Annotated in this window: 19 protein-coding genes and 2 pseudogenes; 6 read left to right on the top strand and 15 right to left on the bottom strand. The window is 40.1% G+C overall.

All coding sequences use genetic code 11. The features are described from left to right. Nucleotides 1-188: 188 nt before the first annotated feature. The 7 genes from R7F07_RS11960 to R7F07_RS11930 form a co-directional block, all read right to left on the bottom strand. A complete protein-coding gene (locus R7F07_RS11960; protein ID WP_318110507.1) occupies nucleotides 189-1,628 on the bottom strand; it encodes an SIR2 family protein in 1,440 nt (479 codons plus the stop codon). A gap of 100 nt (nucleotides 1,629-1,728) precedes the next feature. Beyond that, on the bottom strand, nucleotides 1,729-2,391 hold the full coding sequence (locus R7F07_RS11955) for a hypothetical protein (RefSeq protein WP_318110506.1): 663 nt from the start codon (nucleotides 2,389-2,391) through the stop codon (nucleotides 1,729-1,731). Then, on the bottom strand, nucleotides 2,385-2,876 hold the full coding sequence (locus R7F07_RS11950; protein WP_318110505.1) for a TIR domain-containing protein: 492 nt from the start codon (nucleotides 2,874-2,876) through the stop codon (nucleotides 2,385-2,387). Before R7F07_RS11950 ends, R7F07_RS11955 begins: the two co-directional genes overlap by 7 nt. Before the next feature lie 29 nt (nucleotides 2,877-2,905). After that, nucleotides 2,906-3,934 (bottom strand): nucleotide kinase domain-containing protein, encoded by a 1,029-nt coding sequence (locus tag R7F07_RS11945; protein ID WP_318110504.1) that lies wholly within the window; start codon nucleotides 3,932-3,934, stop codon nucleotides 2,906-2,908. Next, nucleotides 3,927-4,481 carry an adenylate kinase gene (locus tag R7F07_RS11940; RefSeq protein WP_318110503.1) on the bottom strand — a complete coding sequence of 185 codons (555 nt, stop codon included), beginning with the start codon at nucleotides 4,479-4,481 and terminating at the stop codon, nucleotides 3,927-3,929. The genes R7F07_RS11945 and R7F07_RS11940 overlap by 8 nt, the downstream gene beginning before the upstream one ends. Next, nucleotides 4,478-5,563, bottom strand: a complete 1,086-nt coding sequence (locus R7F07_RS11935; protein WP_318110502.1) for a thymidylate synthase — start codon at nucleotides 5,561-5,563, stop codon at nucleotides 4,478-4,480. The genes R7F07_RS11940 and R7F07_RS11935 overlap by 4 nt, the downstream gene beginning before the upstream one ends. 732 nt (nucleotides 5,564-6,295) lie before the next feature. Next, nucleotides 6,296-7,093, bottom strand: coding sequence for a hypothetical protein (locus tag R7F07_RS11930; protein ID WP_318110501.1), 798 nt, complete (start codon nucleotides 7,091-7,093; stop codon nucleotides 6,296-6,298). Nucleotides 7,094-7,263: 170 nt separating this feature from the next. On the opposite strand from R7F07_RS11930, the gene R7F07_RS11925 reads away from it, so the two are divergent. Beyond that, the gene (locus R7F07_RS11925; RefSeq protein ID WP_318110499.1) at nucleotides 7,264-7,560 is read left to right on the top strand and encodes a hypothetical protein; all 297 of its coding nucleotides are present in this window, start codon (nucleotides 7,264-7,266) and stop codon (nucleotides 7,558-7,560) included. Between the two features lie 88 nt (nucleotides 7,561-7,648). Here the strand turns inward: R7F07_RS11925 and R7F07_RS11920 are convergent, their stop codons facing one another. Next, complete coding sequence (locus tag R7F07_RS11920; RefSeq protein WP_318110498.1) at nucleotides 7,649-8,722, bottom strand: AAA family ATPase; 1,074 nt, start codon at nucleotides 8,720-8,722, stop codon at nucleotides 7,649-7,651. 295 nt (nucleotides 8,723-9,017) lie between these two features. On the opposite strand from R7F07_RS11920, the pseudogene R7F07_RS11915 reads away from it, so the two are divergent. Beyond that, nucleotides 9,018-9,131: pseudogene (locus R7F07_RS11915) on the top strand (putative quorum-sensing-regulated virulence factor); the annotation flags it as partial. Between the two features lie 40 nt (nucleotides 9,132-9,171). Next, a complete protein-coding gene (locus tag R7F07_RS11910; protein WP_017821096.1) occupies nucleotides 9,172-9,417 on the top strand; it encodes a hypothetical protein in 246 nt (81 codons plus the stop codon). A gap of 251 nt (nucleotides 9,418-9,668) precedes the next feature. Here R7F07_RS11910 and yidZ read toward each other — a convergent pair whose 3' ends face one another. Next, the gene (gene yidZ, locus R7F07_RS11905; protein WP_033907131.1) at nucleotides 9,669-10,625 is read right to left on the bottom strand and encodes an HTH-type transcriptional regulator YidZ; all 957 of its coding nucleotides are present in this window, start codon (nucleotides 10,623-10,625) and stop codon (nucleotides 9,669-9,671) included. Continuing rightward, entirely contained in the window at nucleotides 10,600-11,805 is a 1,206-nt protein-coding gene (locus R7F07_RS11900) for an MFS transporter (protein WP_318110497.1), read from the bottom strand. The genes yidZ and R7F07_RS11900 overlap by 26 nt, the downstream gene beginning before the upstream one ends. 576 nt (nucleotides 11,806-12,381) lie before the next feature. Here R7F07_RS11900 and R7F07_RS11895 point away from each other — a divergent pair. Next, nucleotides 12,382-13,632, top strand: a complete 1,251-nt coding sequence (locus tag R7F07_RS11895; RefSeq protein WP_005375545.1) for a DEAD/DEAH box helicase — start codon at nucleotides 12,382-12,384, stop codon at nucleotides 13,630-13,632. 151 nt (nucleotides 13,633-13,783) lie between these two features. Here the strand turns inward: R7F07_RS11895 and R7F07_RS11890 are convergent, their stop codons facing one another. Continuing rightward, nucleotides 13,784-14,200 carry a VF530 family DNA-binding protein gene (locus tag R7F07_RS11890; protein WP_005375544.1) on the bottom strand — a complete coding sequence of 139 codons (417 nt, stop codon included), beginning with the start codon at nucleotides 14,198-14,200 and terminating at the stop codon, nucleotides 13,784-13,786. 418 nt (nucleotides 14,201-14,618) lie between these two features. On the opposite strand from R7F07_RS11890, the gene R7F07_RS11885 reads away from it, so the two are divergent. Continuing rightward, entirely contained in the window at nucleotides 14,619-16,076 is a 1,458-nt protein-coding gene (locus R7F07_RS11885) for a DUF3360 domain-containing protein (protein ID WP_017635762.1), read from the top strand. A gap of 131 nt (nucleotides 16,077-16,207) precedes the next feature. Here R7F07_RS11885 and trpB read toward each other — a convergent pair whose 3' ends face one another. From trpB to R7F07_RS11865, 4 genes and pseudogenes are all read right to left on the bottom strand, one after another. Beyond that, entirely contained in the window at nucleotides 16,208-17,431 is a 1,224-nt protein-coding gene (gene trpB, locus R7F07_RS11880; protein WP_136976460.1) for a tryptophan synthase subunit beta, read from the bottom strand. A 400-nt stretch (nucleotides 17,432-17,831) separates the two neighbouring features. Next, a pseudogene (locus R7F07_RS11875) lies at nucleotides 17,832-18,138 on the bottom strand (S1 RNA-binding domain-containing protein); the annotation flags it as partial. Nucleotides 18,139-18,497: 359 nt separating this feature from the next. Continuing rightward, nucleotides 18,498-18,710 carry a cold-shock protein gene (locus R7F07_RS11870; protein ID WP_005375644.1) on the bottom strand — a complete coding sequence of 71 codons (213 nt, stop codon included), beginning with the start codon at nucleotides 18,708-18,710 and terminating at the stop codon, nucleotides 18,498-18,500. Nucleotides 18,711-19,017: 307 nt separating this feature from the next. Next, entirely contained in the window at nucleotides 19,018-19,266 is a 249-nt protein-coding gene (locus R7F07_RS11865; protein ID WP_005375646.1) for a hypothetical protein, read from the bottom strand. A gap of 289 nt (nucleotides 19,267-19,555) precedes the next feature. Between R7F07_RS11865 and pcp the strand changes: the two genes are divergently transcribed. Then, complete coding sequence (gene pcp, locus R7F07_RS11860; RefSeq protein ID WP_138940367.1) at nucleotides 19,556-20,194, top strand: pyroglutamyl-peptidase I; 639 nt, start codon at nucleotides 19,556-19,558, stop codon at nucleotides 20,192-20,194. Nucleotides 20,195-20,350 lie beyond the last annotated feature (156 nt).

Here is a 20,350-nt window from a genome sequence, read left to right as displayed (position 1 = left end):
CCTTACTTAACGCCGCTAGAGATTATACAGTGACAGTCGAGCAGTTTGTTAGACTGCCTCTGTATAATCTGTTCTTAACAGGTCAAAATGCCTGCTCATTTATATATTACAGCGAGAGCGATACAGATTTATAAATATATCGACTACTATTAAGTTTGATACTAAATAGCAAAACAGCATCATAGTGTCTATTGCTGTGTGTCTTTTAAAGCAATGAGCTCGATAATTAATTTAATTAAATTGTCGGCATCAAATTCTTCAGCTCCCAATTTTGAATAAAACTCTTTTATACGTGCTGATATGTTTGAATTGTTTTGAATCTCTGGATTTAGCTCTGTCCAAAGCTGTTTTGCCATATATCCAGTACTACCTATGGGAAGTAATAAAAGCCCTTTTTCTTTCGCAATCTCGTATTCTTCACGCATACCATTTGAGAGAACAATGCCATTATCCGATTTTTTGTTACCAAACACAAACAATGCAATACCTGCATAATCGATCATGTCTTCACGATATTTGGTCCATAAATAGTTTAAAAGATGCTCACCTTCCGTAGATTGAGGGAAAGGCCGTAATACAAGATGGTCTTCGACTTTTGCTTTTGGATTTTGAAAAGTTTCCTCAAGGGCACCAGAAATTACAGAGCTACCAACACCGAGTCCGAATCCAGAAACAACGCGTAGTCCTTTTTTTACTAGGCTTCTACTTAGATTATAAACAAATTCCAGTGCATCATGTTCTTTTAAATCACCATACTCGCTAGCTGCACCCGAAATAAAGATAGTTCTGGACTTATATTTTATTTCTAGATTTCTGAGAAGGTCAGTAATTTCTTCAAAGTCATCTATCAGAATGGTTTTTATATTAAATCTCTCTAAGTCTTTGACAAAAAAATCTTGCTTTCTTTGTCTATACTCAAAGTCTACCACTTCCTCATCTTTATCTTTTTTAACATTTCGTATAAAGCAGTAATGTCTTCTTTGATTGTTTTCGTAAGCAACTCGAACTCTGCTTAGGATATAGTCTAAGTTTGGATCGGTAAAACTGAATCCTATAAATATAAAGGTTTTTGAAATGAGATCACTCTTGAGGTTAGCTAAGTATTGCTCCATTTTGACGTGATATCGCTCATAATCATCTTTTGTCAACACTGCTTGGCTAGGATGTTCGACATCACCGTGCATCTTATATACAACAGCATCACGTTTAGGTTTAGTAGTCGATAAATGTTCTTTGGTATGCTTTACATCAGCAATTTTCCCCGATTTGTCGAGAGCTGTTTCAATTATCTTATCATAATTGGTAGTCCAGTAAGTACGAATTGGTAGCCGACAAAGAATTCTGTGGTTCTCAGTTTCAATTGATTCACGTGAGAATTCTTCTATAAGCCTTTGGTTTAATTGACTTCTGTTGTTTGCGTTGTCATTGCAATGGAATTGAGCGAGGGCTACGAGATCATTTTCTTTATCTACATCTAAGCCTAGTTCATAGGCGATAGGGCGTAGAAGTTCAGCCCAATTCACGAAACCCGCTCCTGCAGACATTCCTGCACCAGCAAAAACTGCTACATTTTCTTCAGCGAGTTCTTTTTCTAGATCTCTTAAGAACGCTTGTTTTTTAAAGTTCATTCGTAGTATTCCACTATAATATGAATTTTGGAAAGATAAAGAAAGTTTCTATAAAGATATCGGTGAATAGTTGAGTGATCCCATTATCACCTTCTTATATTCAATAGAGCTCTCCAGTTTTCTGATCAACACGCTTATAGAAATCAGAAAATTGACATGGATCGGAAATGACTAAATTTCTATCGCTTCGATACTCTAGATCTATCTCTTTTATAAGGTTAATGGCGGGTACAGAGTTATCTAAGCGAATTTTCTTATAGTCTCTAATTCTATGATATCCAATAGACTCTAAATCTACTGCAACAGCACTAGCACCGAAATAATAGAAATGGTCTGAAATCAATACTTGATCAGAGCTAGTATCACGCTTCAAATTGGTCATATTGAATGAACCATCAGCATTACTATGATGAGAATCTTCTTGTATCCATTCATTGTTGCCATCTTGATGGTAGATATTGTCACCCAACATCTGTACGTGACTCCCATTTCGAGCTGGCTTTTTTATAGAGAACCTAGGATCTGTCCAATAATCATGAAAGCTAATTTTTTCAGTAACTTTCATCAACAGAATACACTTCTTTTGAACTGATTTTAATTTAGCCCCACCAAGACCTAAAATCCAATCACCCACGTTAGCAGATTTCCTAATTCTAGGTTTGCATGTGGCCAGCGTACAACTGCCATGGAATGGGTTAGGGGCAAAACCGAAGTCTCGTGTTATCGCATAGGCATAAAGGTGGGAGTCAGGTTCGATTAGCATACGACATTCTCCCCTTGAATTTTATCTCGCTCTGTACCGTCGGGATTTTGAAAGCTAGTGTTCCCCTCCAGTGCGCTGATAATGGAGTCCCCCCTCCAACCTACGATAGAGGTTGCGTATTTCTCTAGATTTTCCGGCAGCTTGACATCCTCTTTTAAACCATTCTCATATACGCCTATGATTGGTTTTCCAAGCTGGTGAGCTGCTTTAATTTCCCAGTTGACCCAAGGTCTTGTATGAGTCTCTTTGCCGATAACAACTATAACTTGACTAGCCCATCTCATTTTCATTCTAAGCAAACGTGCTATTGTTCTATCACTAACCTTTTTTTCCTCTACACGTCTTTGGTTTTCTGGTTTCATTCGTACAGAACTATTTCGTAGTTGATAACCCTTTGCAGCAGCTAAACGTGCAACACCATCAACGCTAGCATCGTCTTTGTGATGATGACTAACAAAGACGTTTTTCTTAATTTCTTTAGTCATTTATAAACCTTCATAAGTTACTAGTTAAATCAAAATAACTTCAAGTTATTATTCTCTTGGTAGTGATATTTTTGTTTTGGCCTTTTGTTGCTAAACTTTGTTCGGCACCGTTTATCTATTTCACATGCGCCACTGTTTTCCATATCCATTAGGGTGTAAGTTCTTTCTTCTTTAGGTAGAAAGTGGAAAATTTCATCCATGTCCCATTTCTCTTTGTAATTCTCTGCGATTCTGTGTTGGTTTATAGTGAACCAAAATAAACACTCTTCGCTATTCATTCCGTCTCTGTTAGAAAAAATCCAATTTATCCCTCTTTCACATCCGGGGCCTGCCACAACAAAGTTCATTTCCGTAAATGGAAAGTTTACAATGTATGTAAAGTCTATAAATATCTGATATGCAAGAAATTTACCTATTCCGGGGAATGATTTCAGGTGATTAAATACTTCGAGTTGATTCGTCGCTGATTTTACGCCTTTTACTATTTTTTCTTGGTTATAAAACACAAACTTTATCATCCTCAGAATCATGTCTGTTTCAGTTCTACCTTCCATTGCTTCCAAATATCTTCCAAAGTTAACTTTTGGCCCTCCTAGGATATAAGCTGCACTGAAAAATACATAGTCTGGATTGATTAAAGATATACTGTGAGTCTTTTCCCTGATTATCGTATTGATATAATCTATATTCATATTGGAAAAATCAAAAGGAGCATTAATTTTTTCTAAGGTACTGCTTTTGTTTATCACTCTAAACAAGAATGAATTTAGTAACTTATTTTCATATGTTACAAGATTATTTTCAATTACATTTTTTAGTAACCATTTTGTTTCTCTATCCCATGTTCTTTTAGTGTTTACAAACTTGTATGTCTTTAATATTTCATCATTTGTCCAAAATGGGGGAAGATTAAGTATCTCTTTTTTATGATATATAGATGTTCGTTCCCTTTGATGATGAAACCATTCCTTGATAACATTTTCATTCAAAGTAGGATTAGCAAGTTTGATTTTTCTTTCTTGCACGTTACAATAAAGCTGATCATTTTTATTATTCACCACACAATACCTTTTCAAAGAAAGATTTAAATCTGATTATTCCTTTCGTATCATTATTAAATTGATAATCTGCCTTTGATTTGTTCTCTATTACGTGTTTATCAATATCATATGTTTCATAATTATTATCATTCCTGTTTATATGAACTATAGTAAAATGGTTTTCCTTACACCATAAAAACTCTTCATTGGATCTTATGTCAGTGATTATTATGTTATTGTCTGAATTTCCAGTTTTTTCTAAAAGTTGTATCTCATCTGAAAGCATTCTGATGAATATTTTTTCTTCAATATTCCTTAGATTGTTGAGATTCAGCCATATATCTCTTGGTGAATGATGGATTGATTCTCCAGTAGAGAGAGTAATATTTAGTGGCAGCATCTTTCTTTCAGGAGGGTAGTCTTCTTCCATCCATGGATAAATATATTTGCTTAGTTTCTTTAGTTGATCGCTAAATGATAATCGGATAAAGTTATGATTTGATATTAAGTAGTCGGCTAAAAAATCTTTTCCGCTACCGGACACTCCCATGAATGCGATTTTCATCTACTTACCTTAGTCATACGATTGAAATGATTTGAATCTACACTTAAGTTAAAATCATCGCTAAATTTGGTATTTAATAAGATTGGTTGATTAACCTTTTCTTGATAAATATATGATAGAGTTGCTTCTGCATACCCCCAAAGCAAGTTTTCTTTAGTTTTTAAAGAATGATTATTGAATATGCATTTCATTTCCGAAATGGCATCACTAAAGTTATTTATATCTTCAGGTTTTGCTAATATTTTTTTCTCTAAAAATGAAACTATTTCTTGAAACATGTTTTTTGTTTTTGATAATGACTGCGGGAATTCTATTTTATCATTATTAATTTGTTTTGTTATCTGCTGTTCTTTGTTTCTAATTATTTCCTTGGCTTGTTGAAGTCTGTTATTGTATATATGTAGGTTTGTTACGGATTGATGCAGATAACCCAATTCTAGCTGACTGTCTACTTCCCTTTGTAATATGTAAAGAACCATTTCCTGAAGTAAACTAAATTCAAAGATGTTTATGTTACTTACACCAAATATGAGATCCCCACTTCTTTGAATAATTTTAATGTTTAGCTTTTTGTCTGGGGTGATAAAGAAATGTATGAGATTGTTACAGGGTATATCTAAGCTGTTGTTTAAGTTGTATACCGTCTTTAGGCTTTCTCTCGTGTCTCTTTCAGGCATATATAAGCTAATGACAGCACGTCTAGTAAATATTCCTTCTTCTTTGAATAGTTCTATAACATTATCTAATTGCCTATAGGCGTATAGCCTTTCTCCATAAGCTGCTCGCCAAGTGATACCATCATCTGAATATTCTGGTGCTCTTGGAAGAAAAAATGTCAAATAGGGTTTTATTCTATTGTCGCCAGCTAGAACCCACATTGTTTCCGCGAAAGTGGAGAATATGTTGTTTTTTCGCCCCACTAGGCTTAGGTGTCTTGATCTAGGATTTTGTAAGATCATACTGACATCATAGAGACTTACCGCATCTCCATTTCTAGTAGATACATTAACGCCTTCAGTGAGCACTTTTTCTAGGACCTTCACTATAACATCGTTAATTGTTTCTCCGTAAACGACGTGCATAAACAAAACCTCATGCTATGAAATAAACTTATTCCAAGTAAACAAAGTGCCTTCATGGATTTAGCAGTATCGCAACATAAGTTAGAAGGCTTGCTGCTAATTCAAAGTGATTTTCTTCTGTTGCATGCCACAAAATTCTTGAAAGCTATTCGCTAACCAGTGTTGACAGCTTATGGTCAATCAATATCATATATGTGTGGGCAATGATTTGGAATGGCTTAGTTGCATATTTACCAACTTTTATCACATAAATTAGTTGCTTAGCTACTAAGCAGTGCAAGTTTAGACGTTGAAGTTGTAATGGATGTTAGTTTAAGGTTGTAAGGGTGTTCTTATGTTGCTGCGTTGATGTGTTGCCATTTTGGGGGGGAGAACTTTAATATCTGACCAAATCATACAAATAATGAACATTATATTGCGAGCATTAGGACTTCATATAGAGCTGATTTTCGTTGGAAGGGGAAGTCACTAGAGGTATTCATGTTGTTCATGTTAAATAAACTCAAAAATTTATTTAGTAAGAATCTCAAAGGTATTTCGTGAATCTAGATAATAATATACTTTGCGGTGCATGTACCAGATCTTCCTAGAACATCCAAGTTATCCGCTGTTCATTGAACAAATTCTTAAGCATATTCGCTCAAAAGCTCTAAGACACCTATGCCCAGCGGCGAGACCGGGCGATTTGTTGTCCATAGATATTTTACGCTGTGATTAAAATCTAGCGAATTGCTATTTCAGATTGGGTTTAAGGCTCGCAAGTTGTGACAGAGACTTATCAATACGATTTTTCTGACGCTTAATTTGCTTTAGATCTGCCGCCCTAACGGCTTCCTCCCACTTGCTAATTTGCTTTTCTAACTTTTTTTGTAGCTTAGTGTGTTCGGCATTTGCCGCTTCCATCTTTTGCGACTCATACTGCCATTTTTCAAGCCTATGACCTTTATCTAGTTCGTATGGTTTGTATTCATCGATAGACAATCCTATATGTTTTGTAGTGGCAGCTGTGAATGCTCTTTTAAGTACTTTGGTGGCGGCCTTCTTTTGAAGTCCAGCGAGCACCCTATCTTTTAGTACTTTTGAAACTATGAGATGAACATGGTCACCAGCACCTCGTGTGCCTGTTTGTTGCTGTTGATGGCATACACCACGAATATGATTGAAAAACGTCTTTCTATCGTCTCCTGAAAGCTCTAGGTGATCAGCAAGGGCTCTACAGCACTCAGCAATAACAGCGCGCCATTGATTTGGAGTAGGGCGGTACTGTTTTGGTAGCGTCAAACAAAATTCTATTGCAAATGAAGAAAGTGGCCTACCACGACGGTTAGATTTTAATTTGCTTCTCAGCCGATATTTTTCACCAGCGACAATAATTCTTTTTGATGTTGATTCGTTTCCAACAATATCGAGTATTGCTTCTGTATTTGTATGATTCTTATGTTTTCTGCTATTTAAGTACCTTTCTCTTGCGATGATGCCGTCACTACCATTCTTGACGGGCTTGGTGATTACTATCCAATTCTTAAGCATTTTTTATTAGCTTAAGAATTTTGATCAGTGAATACAAATTAGTGCTGGTGACGCGGAGTTCAAGATAGGACAATTGCATATTGAAATAGCTATTGATCCCTCTTGCTGAGTGGAAACCCCTCAGACACCCCTTAATAATATTCATAAAGATTGCTAAACTAAAATAAAAAATGAGTGAAGATTTTTTAGAGAAAATAAATAAATCTGGAGTTAAGGTGAAAGTATTGCTAGATGTGAATAACTTTTGCAATCCTTTGATAATGCCTTTGTTTGAAGAATTATCAAAAAATCAGCTAGATGAGCTTATTGAACTATCATTTACGATCGCTTGGCTTGAAAATGGAAAAAATATGGAGTTTGATGAAAATAACTATGACGATTGCTACCAAGATCTACTTAGTGATGTTTTAAGTCAAATGGCAAAGTTTCTAGAATTAAAGTTATCCGAAAGAATTAAAAAACTATAAAAATTAGTATACTAAGTAGAGCTAATGTATGTTGTTACCCGTTACCTCAATATATATTGAGGTAACGGGTAACATATTACATGGTTAACTAATCAATTAATAAAATGAACTTGTCGTCGTCAGACTTAAAAACATCTTTTGATAGTGCAATGTTACCATTTGCAATTAGCTTGGATAGAGCTTTACTTAACTTAGTACGTTCCGCAGGTGTAAAGTCTGGATGCAACTCTTTGCGGATGTACTCCCTAAGCTCTCTCCTCGTACAGCCGCTCCCTAGTTGCTTAATGCAGTTTAAGTACGGGCAAGGTTTATCAATATTGTTTTTCTCAGAGACAATCTCTGCTGGCTCAATGCGTGAAAGTGTTGTGATCGGAAAACCTTCATCGCAAGTAATTCCCAGCTCTATAGGTGATAGTTTAACCAATACGCTTTTGGCTTCATCATCATCTTTTTGCTTGGTATTTGTGAGAATGTACGATGGATGAGTAGTACCCTTTTTAAGCATTAGCTCAACATCCATTGTCGCTTTAAAAGAGCTGTGTCCTCTTGCTCCCTTTGTCGCATCTTTGCCTGTGTGGTGGACAAAAACAATTGAAGTATTTGGGAACTTCAGGCGTATTTTGTCCCAGTCCTGAAGGAACTTTGACATATCAGAAGGTGTATTTTCATCTCCTTTAAAAGAACGATTTAATGTATCAACAACAATAAGTGCCACCGGAAGGCCTGTTTCAAACTCAATTTGTGTTAGCGTTTTCTCGAGCATTAAGGATTGTTCTTCTTCTGTTACAAAAACACCGTGGGGCAAAACAGCAAGATTTTTTACTTTCTTATTATTAGCCAGTTCCCAGCCTTTAATACGTTTTTTAAAGCCAGAAGCACCTTCACCAGCAATGATTAGTGCTGAGCCTAGTTTTGTTTTATTACCTAGAAACTTTTTACCTGTGCATACGCAGCAAGCTAATTCTTGAACAGCAAAGCTCTTACCTTCGCCAGACGCACCAACCAGTGCCACGGTCGAATTCATCGGTATAAGCCCTTTAACTAGCCAATCTACATGTTGCTCATAACCTTCCGACCCATAGGTGTATTGGAATGTTTCTGTTTCTACATAGCTTTTTACTGCTTCAAATTCACGACCGAAATTTAAATAAAGTTGATTCATTTTTGTTTTTTTTAATTAGTTTTTTCTGTTTCAGCGTTATGCCGACACCAATTGAATAGAATTTCTTAAACGGGAAATGCAAATGAATTTGCCATTTTTTTTCCATAAATTTCATAAGACTATGAAGTGAAAGAAAATAAAGGTTTCTTTCTTTTCTATATGTTAGGGAATGGGTTTGTGCGAAATTTAGGCAGTTGCTCTTGGTTGTTTGCAGATTGCTCAGAAAGTAGACGCGGTATGACTCTACCTACTGAACCTAAAAATGTGACGAATCCCGAAGAATTTACTTTTATAATGGGTTGATAAAAAGGGCTGGCCAAGCGGCGAGCTAGGGGATTTGCTCAAGCTATGTTTAGCGCTCAAAATTGAAGGCTTAGATAGTGTCGTGAAGCCTTTGAAGCGCATGTAATTAGCTACAGAAACGCCCACTCTTGATGAAAAGACTTATTATGAATTTTGATATCGATGCACTGAAACACCACCAATTGGTCGAAGATGGTAAATTAGAGGGATGTTACATTCATCAGCCAGCTCAAGGTAGCCAGCAAGATGACAAAGCTGTTTTGGCAGAGCGCCAAGCGTTGGAAAAGTTGGGATATAAGGTAATACAGGTTAAAGCTAAAGGCGGGACAACAACGTTTGCCGAGGCGATGCAAAAGCTTGCGAAGGAAACTGGTCACCTGCCTAAGGAGTAAGTGAGTGTAACCTGCCACAGCCTTACAAGTTCTCCCACCAGACTATTTTTTCATTCAAAAGAGCCAGACCGTTAGGCTGACTCTTTTTTGTCCCCAAATGAGCTGAAATCAATTTCGAAGTGGATAATAGAGTTCAAGATTTTCAAGTATTTAATCTAATAGAAGGCAAGATCACACTCCTACGCTTATTGACAACATAAAGGGGGAGAATGTCTATTCCTTTACTTTAAATGTACTTAAACATTAACTGTTCAACTTGTGCCATACAGGCTCTTTATCGTCTCCCTCAACCACACGATTTTAGGGTTCTGGTTATTGCGCTTGTGCCAAATCATAGTAAATGGAATCAGTAGCTTGTGCTGATAATCTTCAGCAACGGGGATAGGCAACGCTATTAAGTTGGGGTGAAGCTGTTCGCAGTATCGCTGACAATATTTTGGTGCTGTGGTTAACATTTGATGGTCGGGCTTTTCTGCAACAAATAAAGCTTGCTCGAAACTCGCCATCGTTAGGCTAACGTTTCGAGTGTGTCCCTGCTCAGCCAAGATCTCATCCAACACCCAACTGTCATTTTTCTCCCATGCTACATTGATATGGGCATAGCTTAAGAAAGTATCCAAATTCCACTCTTGCTTGAGCGCAGGATGATCTTTGCGGACATACACCATAGGTAAATCTGAGAACAACACTTCGAAGTTAATGAAATACGGTAGCAGTTCTAACGACTCTTTGGAGCGAGGATGGCTTTCGCGGCCAGTAAAACCAATATCCACTTCACCGCTAGTGATGGCATCTAATGAGTCCTCATCCCAGTTATGGTACTTTACCGTTGAGTCTGGGTAAAAGTCATGGATTCGTTTGGTCAGTTCGTCGACCATGATGAGTGACAATGGCGACTCTACTCCAAGATGAAATTTAACTCCGCTTGGAACATCATCACCTCTGAGTGAAACAATCTGGTTACCGATCTGCATCCAGTCTGACAAAAGCACTTGCACGTTTGTCGCGAGATTTGTTGGTTTTAGGCCTTGCGGCGTATTCACAAAAAGCGGGTCATCAAACCAAGCGCGTAGTTTGCCTAGAGACTTACTCACGGTTGAGGGAGTTACATTAAGTTTTTTCGCCGTTTTAGTAACACTCTGCTCTTGCAGTAGCAGTTGCAGAGTGAGCAGTAAATTAAGATCAAGTCGGGCAAGAGATTTCTTCATGAGGCTCACTAACGTTATGATTTGGAAATAATAATATTACGGAGAGTCCAATAACGCCACTAGCAACCAACGCTATCATTAACATCATCACGGCCGACACACCTAGCGTCGCCATCAACCAAATGTAAAGTGCAGACCAAGAAACCTGACCTATGCCAAGCATAGAGCTTGCAAGTCCAGCTTTGCGTGAGAACTGGCTTAACGCTTGGCTCATCGCCACACCAAACCCCATTGGAAAACTCATGCTGAGCAGAGTGAATCCTACCATATAAAGTGTCGGACTATCGCTATTCAAGTGAGCCGCGAGAATAACGATAGCCGACAGAAAATTGGTCATTTGTGCAGCGAACATCAATGTGGTTTGTTTGAAGCAAGAAAGAGCAAATGGAACTGAAAACGATGTCGTCATACCTACCATCGCGAGTAGTGCCATCGTTGTTGAATATTCGCCTCGAGTAAAACCAATTGAATCCATTATTATCATTGGTGACGTATTTACATAAGAGAGAATAGCTGTGACGCCTAAAGATGTATAAATAACGCGCGATATGAAAAAGCGGTTAGATAGTGATTCGTTCGAAGCTTCACTCACCTTTAAAGTTGTGCGCTTGGTTTTAGGCAAGGTTTCTTTCAAGACAAAGCAAGCAATTAAACCTATCACAACACCCATTATCGCCATGGCAGTGAATAACACGGGCCACGGAAACTTGATCATAATCAGATTGCCGATCACGGGGGCAAGTACTGGAATAGAGCAGATAATTCCATTAAGCATCGATAGAACCTTAGCTCGCTCTGGGTCCCCTAGAGTGTCACGCAAAATGGCAAAGGCCACTAAATAGCAACATGCGGCACCTACGCCTTGGAAAAAGCGCATTATTAGGAAGCTATTACTGGTCTCAGCAGAGCCCGCGAACATTGATGCAAGGGTAAAAATCACTGCACCGCAAATGGCAACAGGTTTGCGTCCTAAACAATCAGCAGTTCGCCCAACAAAAACCATAGTCGATGCTAGACCAGCGAGGTAAATAGAAAAAGCAATATGAAGTTGTGATTCGCTGGCAGACAGGTCATGGGCGATTTGTGGTAAAGCAACCAAGTAGAGATCTATTGCCGTAGGATAAAGCAACACAAAGGCGAAGCTACATATCAGATATCGGGATAAATTAATTTTTTCCATTACTACCTCGTGAAGGAATTGGGCTTACGAGGATGATATGCAACATTACTCATCTTGGCGCGTTACCTTTCTGACAACAGGTATTTCCATATACGACATCAGTAACGATTGTGGCTATAGCAGTCAAATTTGCCCTAAGAAGAACCGTGGTATTGGGAGAAAGTAATCTATACAACCGAGTCCACTACATTAGTTAAATAGACAACGATGGACATTAGTGACCTGGAGTTTTCTCAAGCTATATTAAGCTCTCAAAACCGCAGAGCTTAAATAGTGTGGTTAAGCCTTTGATTCGGGTGTGGCCTGCCTTTGTAATCTCTTTCCCCAAAATACAATGTGTTTTGTTTTACAGGAGTCAGAATGCCTGACTCCTTTTCACTTTGCTTGTCGTGAGCTTTACCATCTTGGTCGTAGAGTATTGGTTATCGAAACCATTAACTCATGTTAGTGAAAGGAAGTTCCTGAACCCTATAGTGCTTCTTTCACCAATCTTCTGTTTGGGCCATTATCTCTAACATCCAGACGCGAAATAGCATAAGATACACGGCCTTTACTAGCACTGAGCCACTCATTGTAATGACAGATAAAACACAGCAAGCGACATTTGCCGATCTTGGCCTGATTCCAACATTAGTCGAGCGACTAGAAGCGTTGGAATACAGCCAACCGACGCCCATTCAATCCCGTTCTATTCCTGATATCCTTGAAGGGAAAGATATTATTGGTGGTGCCAATACGGGGTCTGGTAAAACCGCTGCTTTTTCGCTGCCAATCTTGCAAAAAATTGTTCAGCAAGACGAATCAAACAATCGCCGTGGCAACTTCGTTTCCCACCTGATTTTAGTACCAACTCGTGAGTTGGCATCACAGGTGGCATATAACGTCAAATCTTACTCATACCATCTCAGAGATAAGATCAAAACGGTTGCCGTATTTGGTGGTGTATCGGTGAACCCACAAATGCTGGCGCTTCGTGGTGGCTGTGACATCATTGTTGCAACGCCGGGTCGATTACTTGATCTGGTATCCAGTAACGCGATTAAGTTGGACCAAGTAAAAACGCTTGTTCTTGACGAAGCCGACCGTATGTTGAGCCTCGGATTTACCGAAGAACTGAATAAGATTCTTGCGTTACTACCAGAGAAGAAACAGACGCTGTTATTTTCTGCTACTTTCCCTGATAAAGTCACGACGCTGGCTCAGCAGTTGCTCCGCGACCCTGTTGAAGTTCAGTTGCAGAGCGCAGAAGCCAGCACTTTGGTGCAGCGCGTGTTTAGTGTAAATAAAGGTGAGAAGACGGCGGTACTCGCGCACTTAATCAAACAGCATCAGTGGCGACAGACTTTGATTTTTGTGAATGCTAAGAATGCCTGTAATCATTTAGCTCAAAAGTTGTCAAAACGCGGTATTACCGCTGAAGTTTTCCATGGTGATAAAGGGCAGGGCGCTCGTACTCGTGTCCTTGACGGTTTTAAGTCTGGCGAGATTCAAGTTCTTATTGCCACCGATATCGCAGCACGCGGCCTTGATATAGAAAAACTTCCAGTGGTGATTAACTTCGATCTTCCGCGTAGCCCTGCTGATTATATGCATCGAATCGGTCGTAGTGGTCGTGCTGGTGAAGTAGGTTTAGGGTTATCTCTTATCGATTACGACGACTACCACCATTTCAAAGTGATAGAAAAGAAAAATAAGTTCCAACTTGAACGCGAGCAGGTAGTCGGTTTTGAAGTGGAAGACGATCAGAGTGAAGCCTACTTTTTACCAATGAAGCCGCGAGCGAAGCCGGCAGGTACGGGTAAAAAGAAGAAAAAGCGTAATCAATAGAAAACGTAAACTACATGTGAGTTTACTTACGGGAGTTGTTAGAGAAAAGGAATGCTCACTAGCTTGAGTCTTCGCTTCTAGCCATTCCTTTAAAGAACAATAGAGCCCTGCTGGAGCTACCAGTAGGGCTCTATTGCTTTTCAAGATAGTGTTATTGGCGACGAGCAGGGCGTCCGCGAGGTGAACGCTTTTTAAATGCAGACGCTGCTTTGGCTTGTGACTTAAGAATAGAGTCAACGGTTAGCGGCATTGGCTCTTTAGGTTCAAGGCCATGAGGGAAGGTACGAGCTCTTGGTGGTAAGTTGTATTCTTCTTCGCTCGCGCGTGGCATGCGCTTAAAGCGATAAAGGTAAAAGTTTTCTAATTTTTCTCTCGCCCATTCGGTTTTCTTTAAATACTTCACGCTACTTGCAATCGAAGGCTTAGTGTTAAAGCAATTAAAGCGCATTGCTGTATCTAGAATGTCCCAGCCGTAAAAATCCACTAACTCTTGCAACATAGTCTCTAGCTTCAACCCGTGCAGTGGATTGTTCTGTTGCAGCTCGATTCTCTCTTCGTCAGTCATCATTTTTAAGGGCCTTACTCATTAAAGGGCGGAGTTTAACAAAGTATACAATGCAGAGATATCGATAGTTACTTTGCGATGGATGCGAGCACAGTGCTCTCTACCTTGAAAGTATAAATCGGAATTAGCCGTTCTACTTGGCTCTCTGCTCAAAAATGACTCATAAAAGTTCAAGCGTCCTAGCTCGATGTTAAATTATTGTATAATAAGTGAGATTCTTGTTGTTCTTTTACTAATGTCTAATATTCCTACCCATAGCAACACATGCTTAATAAGCTCAAAATCAAAATTGGTTCATGCCGCTTTCTTAGTATGGCCTAGAAGTTTGATGTGGGTGTTGTCTCGTATTGGTCGAAGGTCTGTCTACCAAGCGAAACTCTAGTTGACGTAGTTCAACGTTGAAACATAAAAGGATGACTCAATGTCTGACAAAAGTAAGACTTTTTACAAGGATGTGCGCAAAAAACCGCATGAATTTGAAAACCGAGAAGACTTTCTAAATCATGATTTAACCGTCATGAGTTTCCGTCGCTGGGGAATTCATTTGCCCTCACGTGATTACAGTATTGAAATCGAAGACTGGGTACCGGCATTAGCAGCAACCATTGGTAAAGTGGTTATGGTCACTGCCATGGTTTCCGCTTTTGCTGCTCAGTTTGGTTTATCTCCGGAATTCATTGCAGAAAACGTGCGTTACGAATTACTTATCGCTGGAGCCCTGTTCGTCATCCTGTTTTCTGCCATCCTAAACCCGAATGCAAACTTAGCGGGAACCCATGGCCCAATGATACCGCTGATTCCTATGATTGCAGCTGCAGGAGGGCACCCTCTCGCGCTAGGTTTGATGGTATGTGTTTTTGGGTTAATTCTCGCCTTAACCAAAGGTGGCTCTAAACTCATGACTCTGACTGGTATCGGGGTTCGAGGAGGGTTGTTGATCTACCTTGGTGCCGTTGGGTTGCTCGGGCAAATTAATAAGACGGAAGCGTGGGCTGCAAGTACGGACCAAGGTTACATTTCGTTTGTGGTCATAGGCCTAACCGTTATGGTTTACGCTTACTTAGCCAAGATCAATAAACGTTGGCTCGCTATCCCATTGTGCTCTGCACTCGCGGGTATTGTTGCTTATTTGATGGGCGCTGAGTTTGCTTTTACCACAGAGCCGGGCCTGCCTAATTTCAGTCCATTTTATTGGTGGGGTGAAAATACTGGTTGGCAACTAGGCTGGCCAACTCTAGAGCACTTTATTGCCGTGACTCCATTTGCTCTATTGGCAGTCGCTATGTGGTCCCCTGATTATCTCGGCCATCGTGTGTTTCAAGAACTTAACTACCCAAAAGAAGCGAAAGGCGTACTCATGGATGTCGACGACACGATGGTCGGAGCATCTGTTCGTCAGGGGGTTGGTTCACTCTTAGGGGGCGGAAACCTAGCTTCTTCTTGGGGAACGTACATGATTCCTGCCGCAATTGCCAAGCGTCCTATTCCAGGTGGCGCTCTGTTGACGGGTTTCATGTGTATTGCGGCGGCGGTAATTGGCTACCCAATGGATCTAGCAATGTGGGAACCTGTTCTGCGCGTTGCTTTGATTGTGGGTGTATTCTTACCACTCCTTGAAGCGGGTATGCAGATGATCCATAAGCATAAAGATTCACTCAGTGCAGGTATCTGTATTTTTGCCTGTGCATTCGTTAATCCAGTCTTCGGTTGGGCAATCACGATGCTGTTGGATAACCTCGGGCTTATCGGCGACCATGAGCGTGCTAACGAACTATCGCGCAAAGATAAATATCTGATTCCTGGCACTGCGTTTATCGTTTGTGCAGGCTCCCTTGCTATTGTTGGTCAGCTTCCAGGCATTCCAGCTCTTATCGGTTAATCGAATTATGCTCTAAAGGTATAGTGAGAACAGTGAGTAAAGGGACTTGCTTCTTAAAATAGTAGACAAAAACAAAAAGCTACCTAGTACCAGGTAGCTTTTTGCATGTAGGGTTAGGCTACGGAGTTAGGCTATATGAGTGATTCAATGCCATATTTTTTGCCGTAGTGTTCAACGACAAAATCAATGTCTTTGTCACCGCGGCCTGATAGGTTGATTAAAATCGAGCCGGTTTCTCCTTGCTTCGCGAGTTTAATCGCGTAAGCGACAGCGTGTGAGGATTCAATAGCAGGAATTATTCCCTCTTCACGAGACAGCTCAAAGAAGGCATCAATCGCTTCGTCATCACTGATTGAGCCGTAATTGACACGGCCAATGTCTTTTAAGTAACTATGCTGAGGTCCAACCGATGGGTAATCCAAGCCACTTGCTACAGAGTACACTTCCTGAGGTTCGCCTTGCGCATCTTTAAGCATGTAAGACTTAAATCCGTGCATGATACCTGGCTCACCGAGTGTGAGTGTTGCAGCATGCTCGCCAACCTTTTGCAAAGAGCGGCCCGCAGGTTCAACGCCGTGAATGGCGACTTGTTCATCCTCTAAGAAAGCAGTAAATAGCCCCATCGCGTTAGAACCACCTCCAACGCATGCGACGAGATTATTGGGTAACTTGCCGGTCATTTCTTTGAATTGAACTCGTGCTTCGTTACCGATAATTGATTGGAAATCTCTCACCATTTTAGGGAATGGGTGAGGGCCAACGACAGAGCCTATCGCATAAAGTTGTGTATCAGGATCTTTCAGATAAGCTTCGAATGCAGAATCTACCGCTTCTTTGAGAGTCTTGCGCCCATGAGTGGCAGGAATGATATTAGCACCAAGGATTCTCATGCGGACGACATTCGGATGTTCTTTGGCGATATCAACTTCACCCATGTAAATATCGCATTTCAAGCCAACCAATGCCGCGGCTGTAGCAAGCGCAACACCGTGTTGCCCTGCGCCAGTTTCAGCAATCAGTTTCTTCTTACCCATCTTTTTAGCGAGAATGGCTTCCCCTAAGCAGTGGTTAATTTTATGTGCGCCTGTATGGTTTAAGTCTTCGCGCTTTAGGTAGATGTCTGCTCCGTATTTTTTAGACAAGTTTTCCGCATGGAAGATTGGGCTAGGTCGTCCAACAAAGTGCTTATACAGGCGAGCGAGTTCCGCTTTAAATTCAGGATCTTTGCTGCATTCCTCATAAGCTGCGTTGATGTCATGCATGATTTGTTCGAGCTCAGGTGGAACAAAGCTACCACCGTATTCACCAAAGTATCCTTCTTCGTTGGGCATAGTGAGATCAAACGAGTTTTTCATTATTTACATCCTAGTTAACGAAAGTATTGATACTTTTATACCCAAAATTTAGAAGTGGTTGTGTGATCAGTTGCTTAAATCAGAGTTCGCGATCTAGTGCACTAGTTAAAAAGTGCAGCTTGGGTAGGGGATAATAGTTGTGATGTAGAATCAGGTGGTTTGAATAGGTGCAAAAAAGCCTCGAGAGATCCTAGGCTGTCATAAGAACCTCTCGAGGCAAACAGAGTGCTGGAAATACACTCTGCGATGGTGTCTGGAAACAAAAATTAGATTCGTTTCCTTTGTCAGATATTAGGGTTTTAGAATGAGTCGATGTCAGCGAAATGTCACAAGTTAATTGCGGTATTAAAAGCTTATTTTTTATTTTTGATTAATGGATTAGAAAGTAACCTAAAACAGGCTAGCCTACCGCGTGTTCCGCATCTTTTAAGTTGAACATGATCTTTCTTTGTTTCGAATCGACGTCTTTAACCAACGCGTGCACTTTGGTCCCTAAAGTAAACGTGGCGCTCTGGCTGGAAATTTTTTGTTTGACTGCATCAAATTCGAACTCACCATTTTGGAAAGTTGATAAAGGAATGAGACCTTCGGTTCGGTTCCTCTAACTCAACAAATACCCCGAAGTGTGTGACTCCAGACGCTGTCCCTATGAAGTGTTGTCCGATAAATGGCTTCATGTAATGACATTTCAGTGCAAACTCAATCTCTCAGCTAGGGATTATGTGCTCGTAGTTATTAGAATTTATTGATTGAGCAGATATATTTAATTTCATTTTTTCTCTTATATTCGCCAATCGCTTTTATTTTATAAACTTTATTTTTATGAGCAAAGCATGAGGCGAAGTGATTCAGATATGAATGAGATTAATTTAGTTCCAAACTGGAATTGCAAGGTAGACTGTGTGATTACCTAAAGATGTATACCAAAGTGACTTTATTGAAAGTGATTAATGATGGTGTGGGAGAGGTAAGTGATTTGGCTATATAAACTCAGATAGAGAATAGTAAGGGCAGTAATAAGTGGAAGGGGATTGTGGCACCAACAACATTGATGCCACACAAAGAATTACAGTGCAGTTACTTCAGCAGCTTGTAAACCTTTGTTACCTTGTTCAACAACGAACGATACTTTTTGGCCTTCAGTAAGAGTTTTGAAGCCTTCAGAAACAATAGAACGGAAGTGAACGAATACGTCATCACCGCCATTGTCTTGAGAAATAAAACCAAAACCTTTAGTTTCGTTGAACCATTTTACTGAACCAGTTAATTTATTAGACATAGATACCTCTATATTTGATTGTTTTAAATATTGAATTTTTAGCTAATATCAAGTGCTACTATATGATTTTAGAGATAACTATTTTGTCGCAGGAACGTAAACGAGGAATTCGATGTGGAACTGAGAGAAACTTTGATCTTTAATTACATTAATAGCTCTTTCCGTAAGAGCTGGTGTGCAGTATACCGACAAAATTAATAAAGGCTAGCCTTTTCTTTTTTTATTTTTTGAGTACACCAAGCGCATTGCTTTCAAAGCATACGCTTGGTGTATAAGACGGCGTGATGTTATAGGTGGCGTCGAGCGCTTAGTGTTTTCTGGTTGGGCCGTTACGAACGATGTCTTTACCATTGTCATATACGTGCTGCGAAACCCAGCGACCGAGGAGCAATTGGTGCTTTTCTCCTAATACGGCAACAAATGGACGGCCATCGGTATTAGAGGTGGCTAGCGCAACGCCTGTGACACCTTCAAGGCCTAGAGCGCCGCTTTCTACTAAATGCAGAAATGCCTCCAACTCTTCAATCGTTTCGATTACATGGTTATCAATATTCATTGTATTCAATCTCTTCGAATTGCATTGCGGTCGCGTACTCTACCTAAGTTAAGCGTGGAAACCAAGCTTCTACGTGCGTCATGTAATGAGAGAACCTTGCCTTGCCACTAATCATCAATAAGTTAGTCTCGATAGTCCGGAACTTGCCTAGATTCAATGAGGCAGAAAACACTCTCTGGTTAGACATGAGTCACATAATGTTGTCTGGTTTATCTCATCAATACTTTTGCTATTGGATGGGGTGAAGGGGAGTGCAATAATTTGTAAAACTCTTTTCCTAAAGGCTGTTATGAAGAAAGTCCTGATTACCGGTTTTGAACCTTTTGGTGGTGACGCCATTAACCCCGCCTTAGAAGCGGTCAAGCAATTAGAGGCTGCGGCCATAAAAGGCGGTGTGATAGTTACTTGCCCAGTCCCCGTAGCTCGATACGACTCGGTGAAAGTCGTTATTGAAGCAATAGAAGCGCACCAGCCAGACTGTGTGATTACTGTAGGGCAAGCGGCCGGGCGTAGCGCGATAACCCCAGAGCGTGTCGCAATTAATGTCGATGATTTTCGTATTCCAGATAACGTTGGTTATCAACCGATTGATGAACCCGTGGTGGCTGAGGGTCCTGATGCTTACTTCTCGACACTACCGATAAAGCGTGTTGTGCAAACGTTGCAAACGCAGGGTATACCTAGCCAGATTTCCAACAGTGCTGGAACATTTGTATGTAACCATCTCTTTTATGGGATCCAACATTACTTGAAAGACAATCCGATTCGTCACGGGTTTGTTCATATTCCATTATTGCCAGAACAAGCAGCAGATGGCAGTCAGCCTTCTATGTCTTTGGACATGATAGTCGAAGGACTAAAGCTGGTGGCGCAAGTTTGTATTGCCAATGATAGCGATATCCTGGTAAGCGGTGGAACGATTTGCTAGTAAGTGTTTTAAAATTCAGTAAGTGTTTGAAAGATAATAATAAGCTCGTCGTTTGATGTCGTAGTAAATGTTAGCTTCGTCAAATTTCACAAGTAGCGAAAGGAGTAGCATTGAATAGTCAGGTTGGATGTTGTTCCAAACTGGCATTCCTCTAGT

It is taken from the genome of Vibrio sp. YT-16 (assembly GCF_033337405.1).
In the GTDB taxonomy this organism is placed as follows: domain Bacteria; phylum Pseudomonadota; class Gammaproteobacteria; order Enterobacterales; family Vibrionaceae; genus Vibrio; species Vibrio alginolyticus.
The sequence above is the reverse complement of the archived record's forward strand: the minus strand, read 5'-3'. Positions and strand labels throughout refer to the sequence as shown.

Coding starts and splice junctions, on each gene's coding strand:
- R7F07_RS11955 (WP_318110506.1), bottom strand. CDS start 2,391: ATGCTAATCGAACCTGACTCCCACCTTTATGCCTATGCGATAACACGA.
- R7F07_RS11940 (WP_318110503.1), bottom strand. CDS start 4,481: ATGAAAATCGCATTCATGGGAGTGTCCGGTAGCGGAAAAGATTTTTTA.
- R7F07_RS11865 (WP_005375646.1), bottom strand. CDS start 19,266: ATGAATATTGATAACCATGTAATCGAAACGATTGAAGAGTTGGAGGCA.
- R7F07_RS11930 (WP_318110501.1), bottom strand. CDS start 7,093: ATGCTTAAGAATTGGATAGTAATCACCAAGCCCGTCAAGAATGGTAGT.
- pcp (WP_138940367.1), top strand. CDS start 19,556: ATGAAGAAAGTCCTGATTACCGGTTTTGAACCTTTTGGTGGTGACGCC.
- R7F07_RS11890 (WP_005375544.1), bottom strand. CDS start 14,200: ATGATGACTGACGAAGAGAGAATCGAGCTGCAACAGAACAATCCACTG.
- R7F07_RS11920 (WP_318110498.1), bottom strand. CDS start 8,722: ATGAATCAACTTTATTTAAATTTCGGTCGTGAATTTGAAGCAGTAAAA.
- R7F07_RS11885 (WP_017635762.1), top strand. CDS start 14,619: ATGTCTGACAAAAGTAAGACTTTTTACAAGGATGTGCGCAAAAAACCG.
- trpB (WP_136976460.1), bottom strand. CDS start 17,431: ATGAAAAACTCGTTTGATCTCACTATGCCCAACGAAGAAGGATACTTT.
- R7F07_RS11960 (WP_318110507.1), bottom strand. CDS start 1,628: ATGAACTTTAAAAAACAAGCGTTCTTAAGAGATCTAGAAAAAGAACTC.
- R7F07_RS11910 (WP_017821096.1), top strand. CDS start 9,172: ATGAATTTTGATATCGATGCACTGAAACACCACCAATTGGTCGAAGAT.
- R7F07_RS11900 (WP_318110497.1), bottom strand. CDS start 11,805: ATGGAAAAAATTAATTTATCCCGATATCTGATATGTAGCTTCGCCTTT.
- R7F07_RS11870 (WP_005375644.1), bottom strand. CDS start 18,710: ATGTCTAATAAATTAACTGGTTCAGTAAAATGGTTCAACGAAACTAAA.
- R7F07_RS11950 (WP_318110505.1), bottom strand. CDS start 2,876: ATGACTAAAGAAATTAAGAAAAACGTCTTTGTTAGTCATCATCACAAA.
- R7F07_RS11935 (WP_318110502.1), bottom strand. CDS start 5,563: ATGCACGTCGTTTACGGAGAAACAATTAACGATGTTATAGTGAAGGTC.
- yidZ (WP_033907131.1), bottom strand. CDS start 10,625: ATGAAGAAATCTCTTGCCCGACTTGATCTTAATTTACTGCTCACTCTG.
- R7F07_RS11925 (WP_318110499.1), top strand. CDS start 7,264: ATGAGTGAAGATTTTTTAGAGAAAATAAATAAATCTGGAGTTAAGGTG.
- R7F07_RS11895 (WP_005375545.1), top strand. CDS start 12,382: ATGACAGATAAAACACAGCAAGCGACATTTGCCGATCTTGGCCTGATT.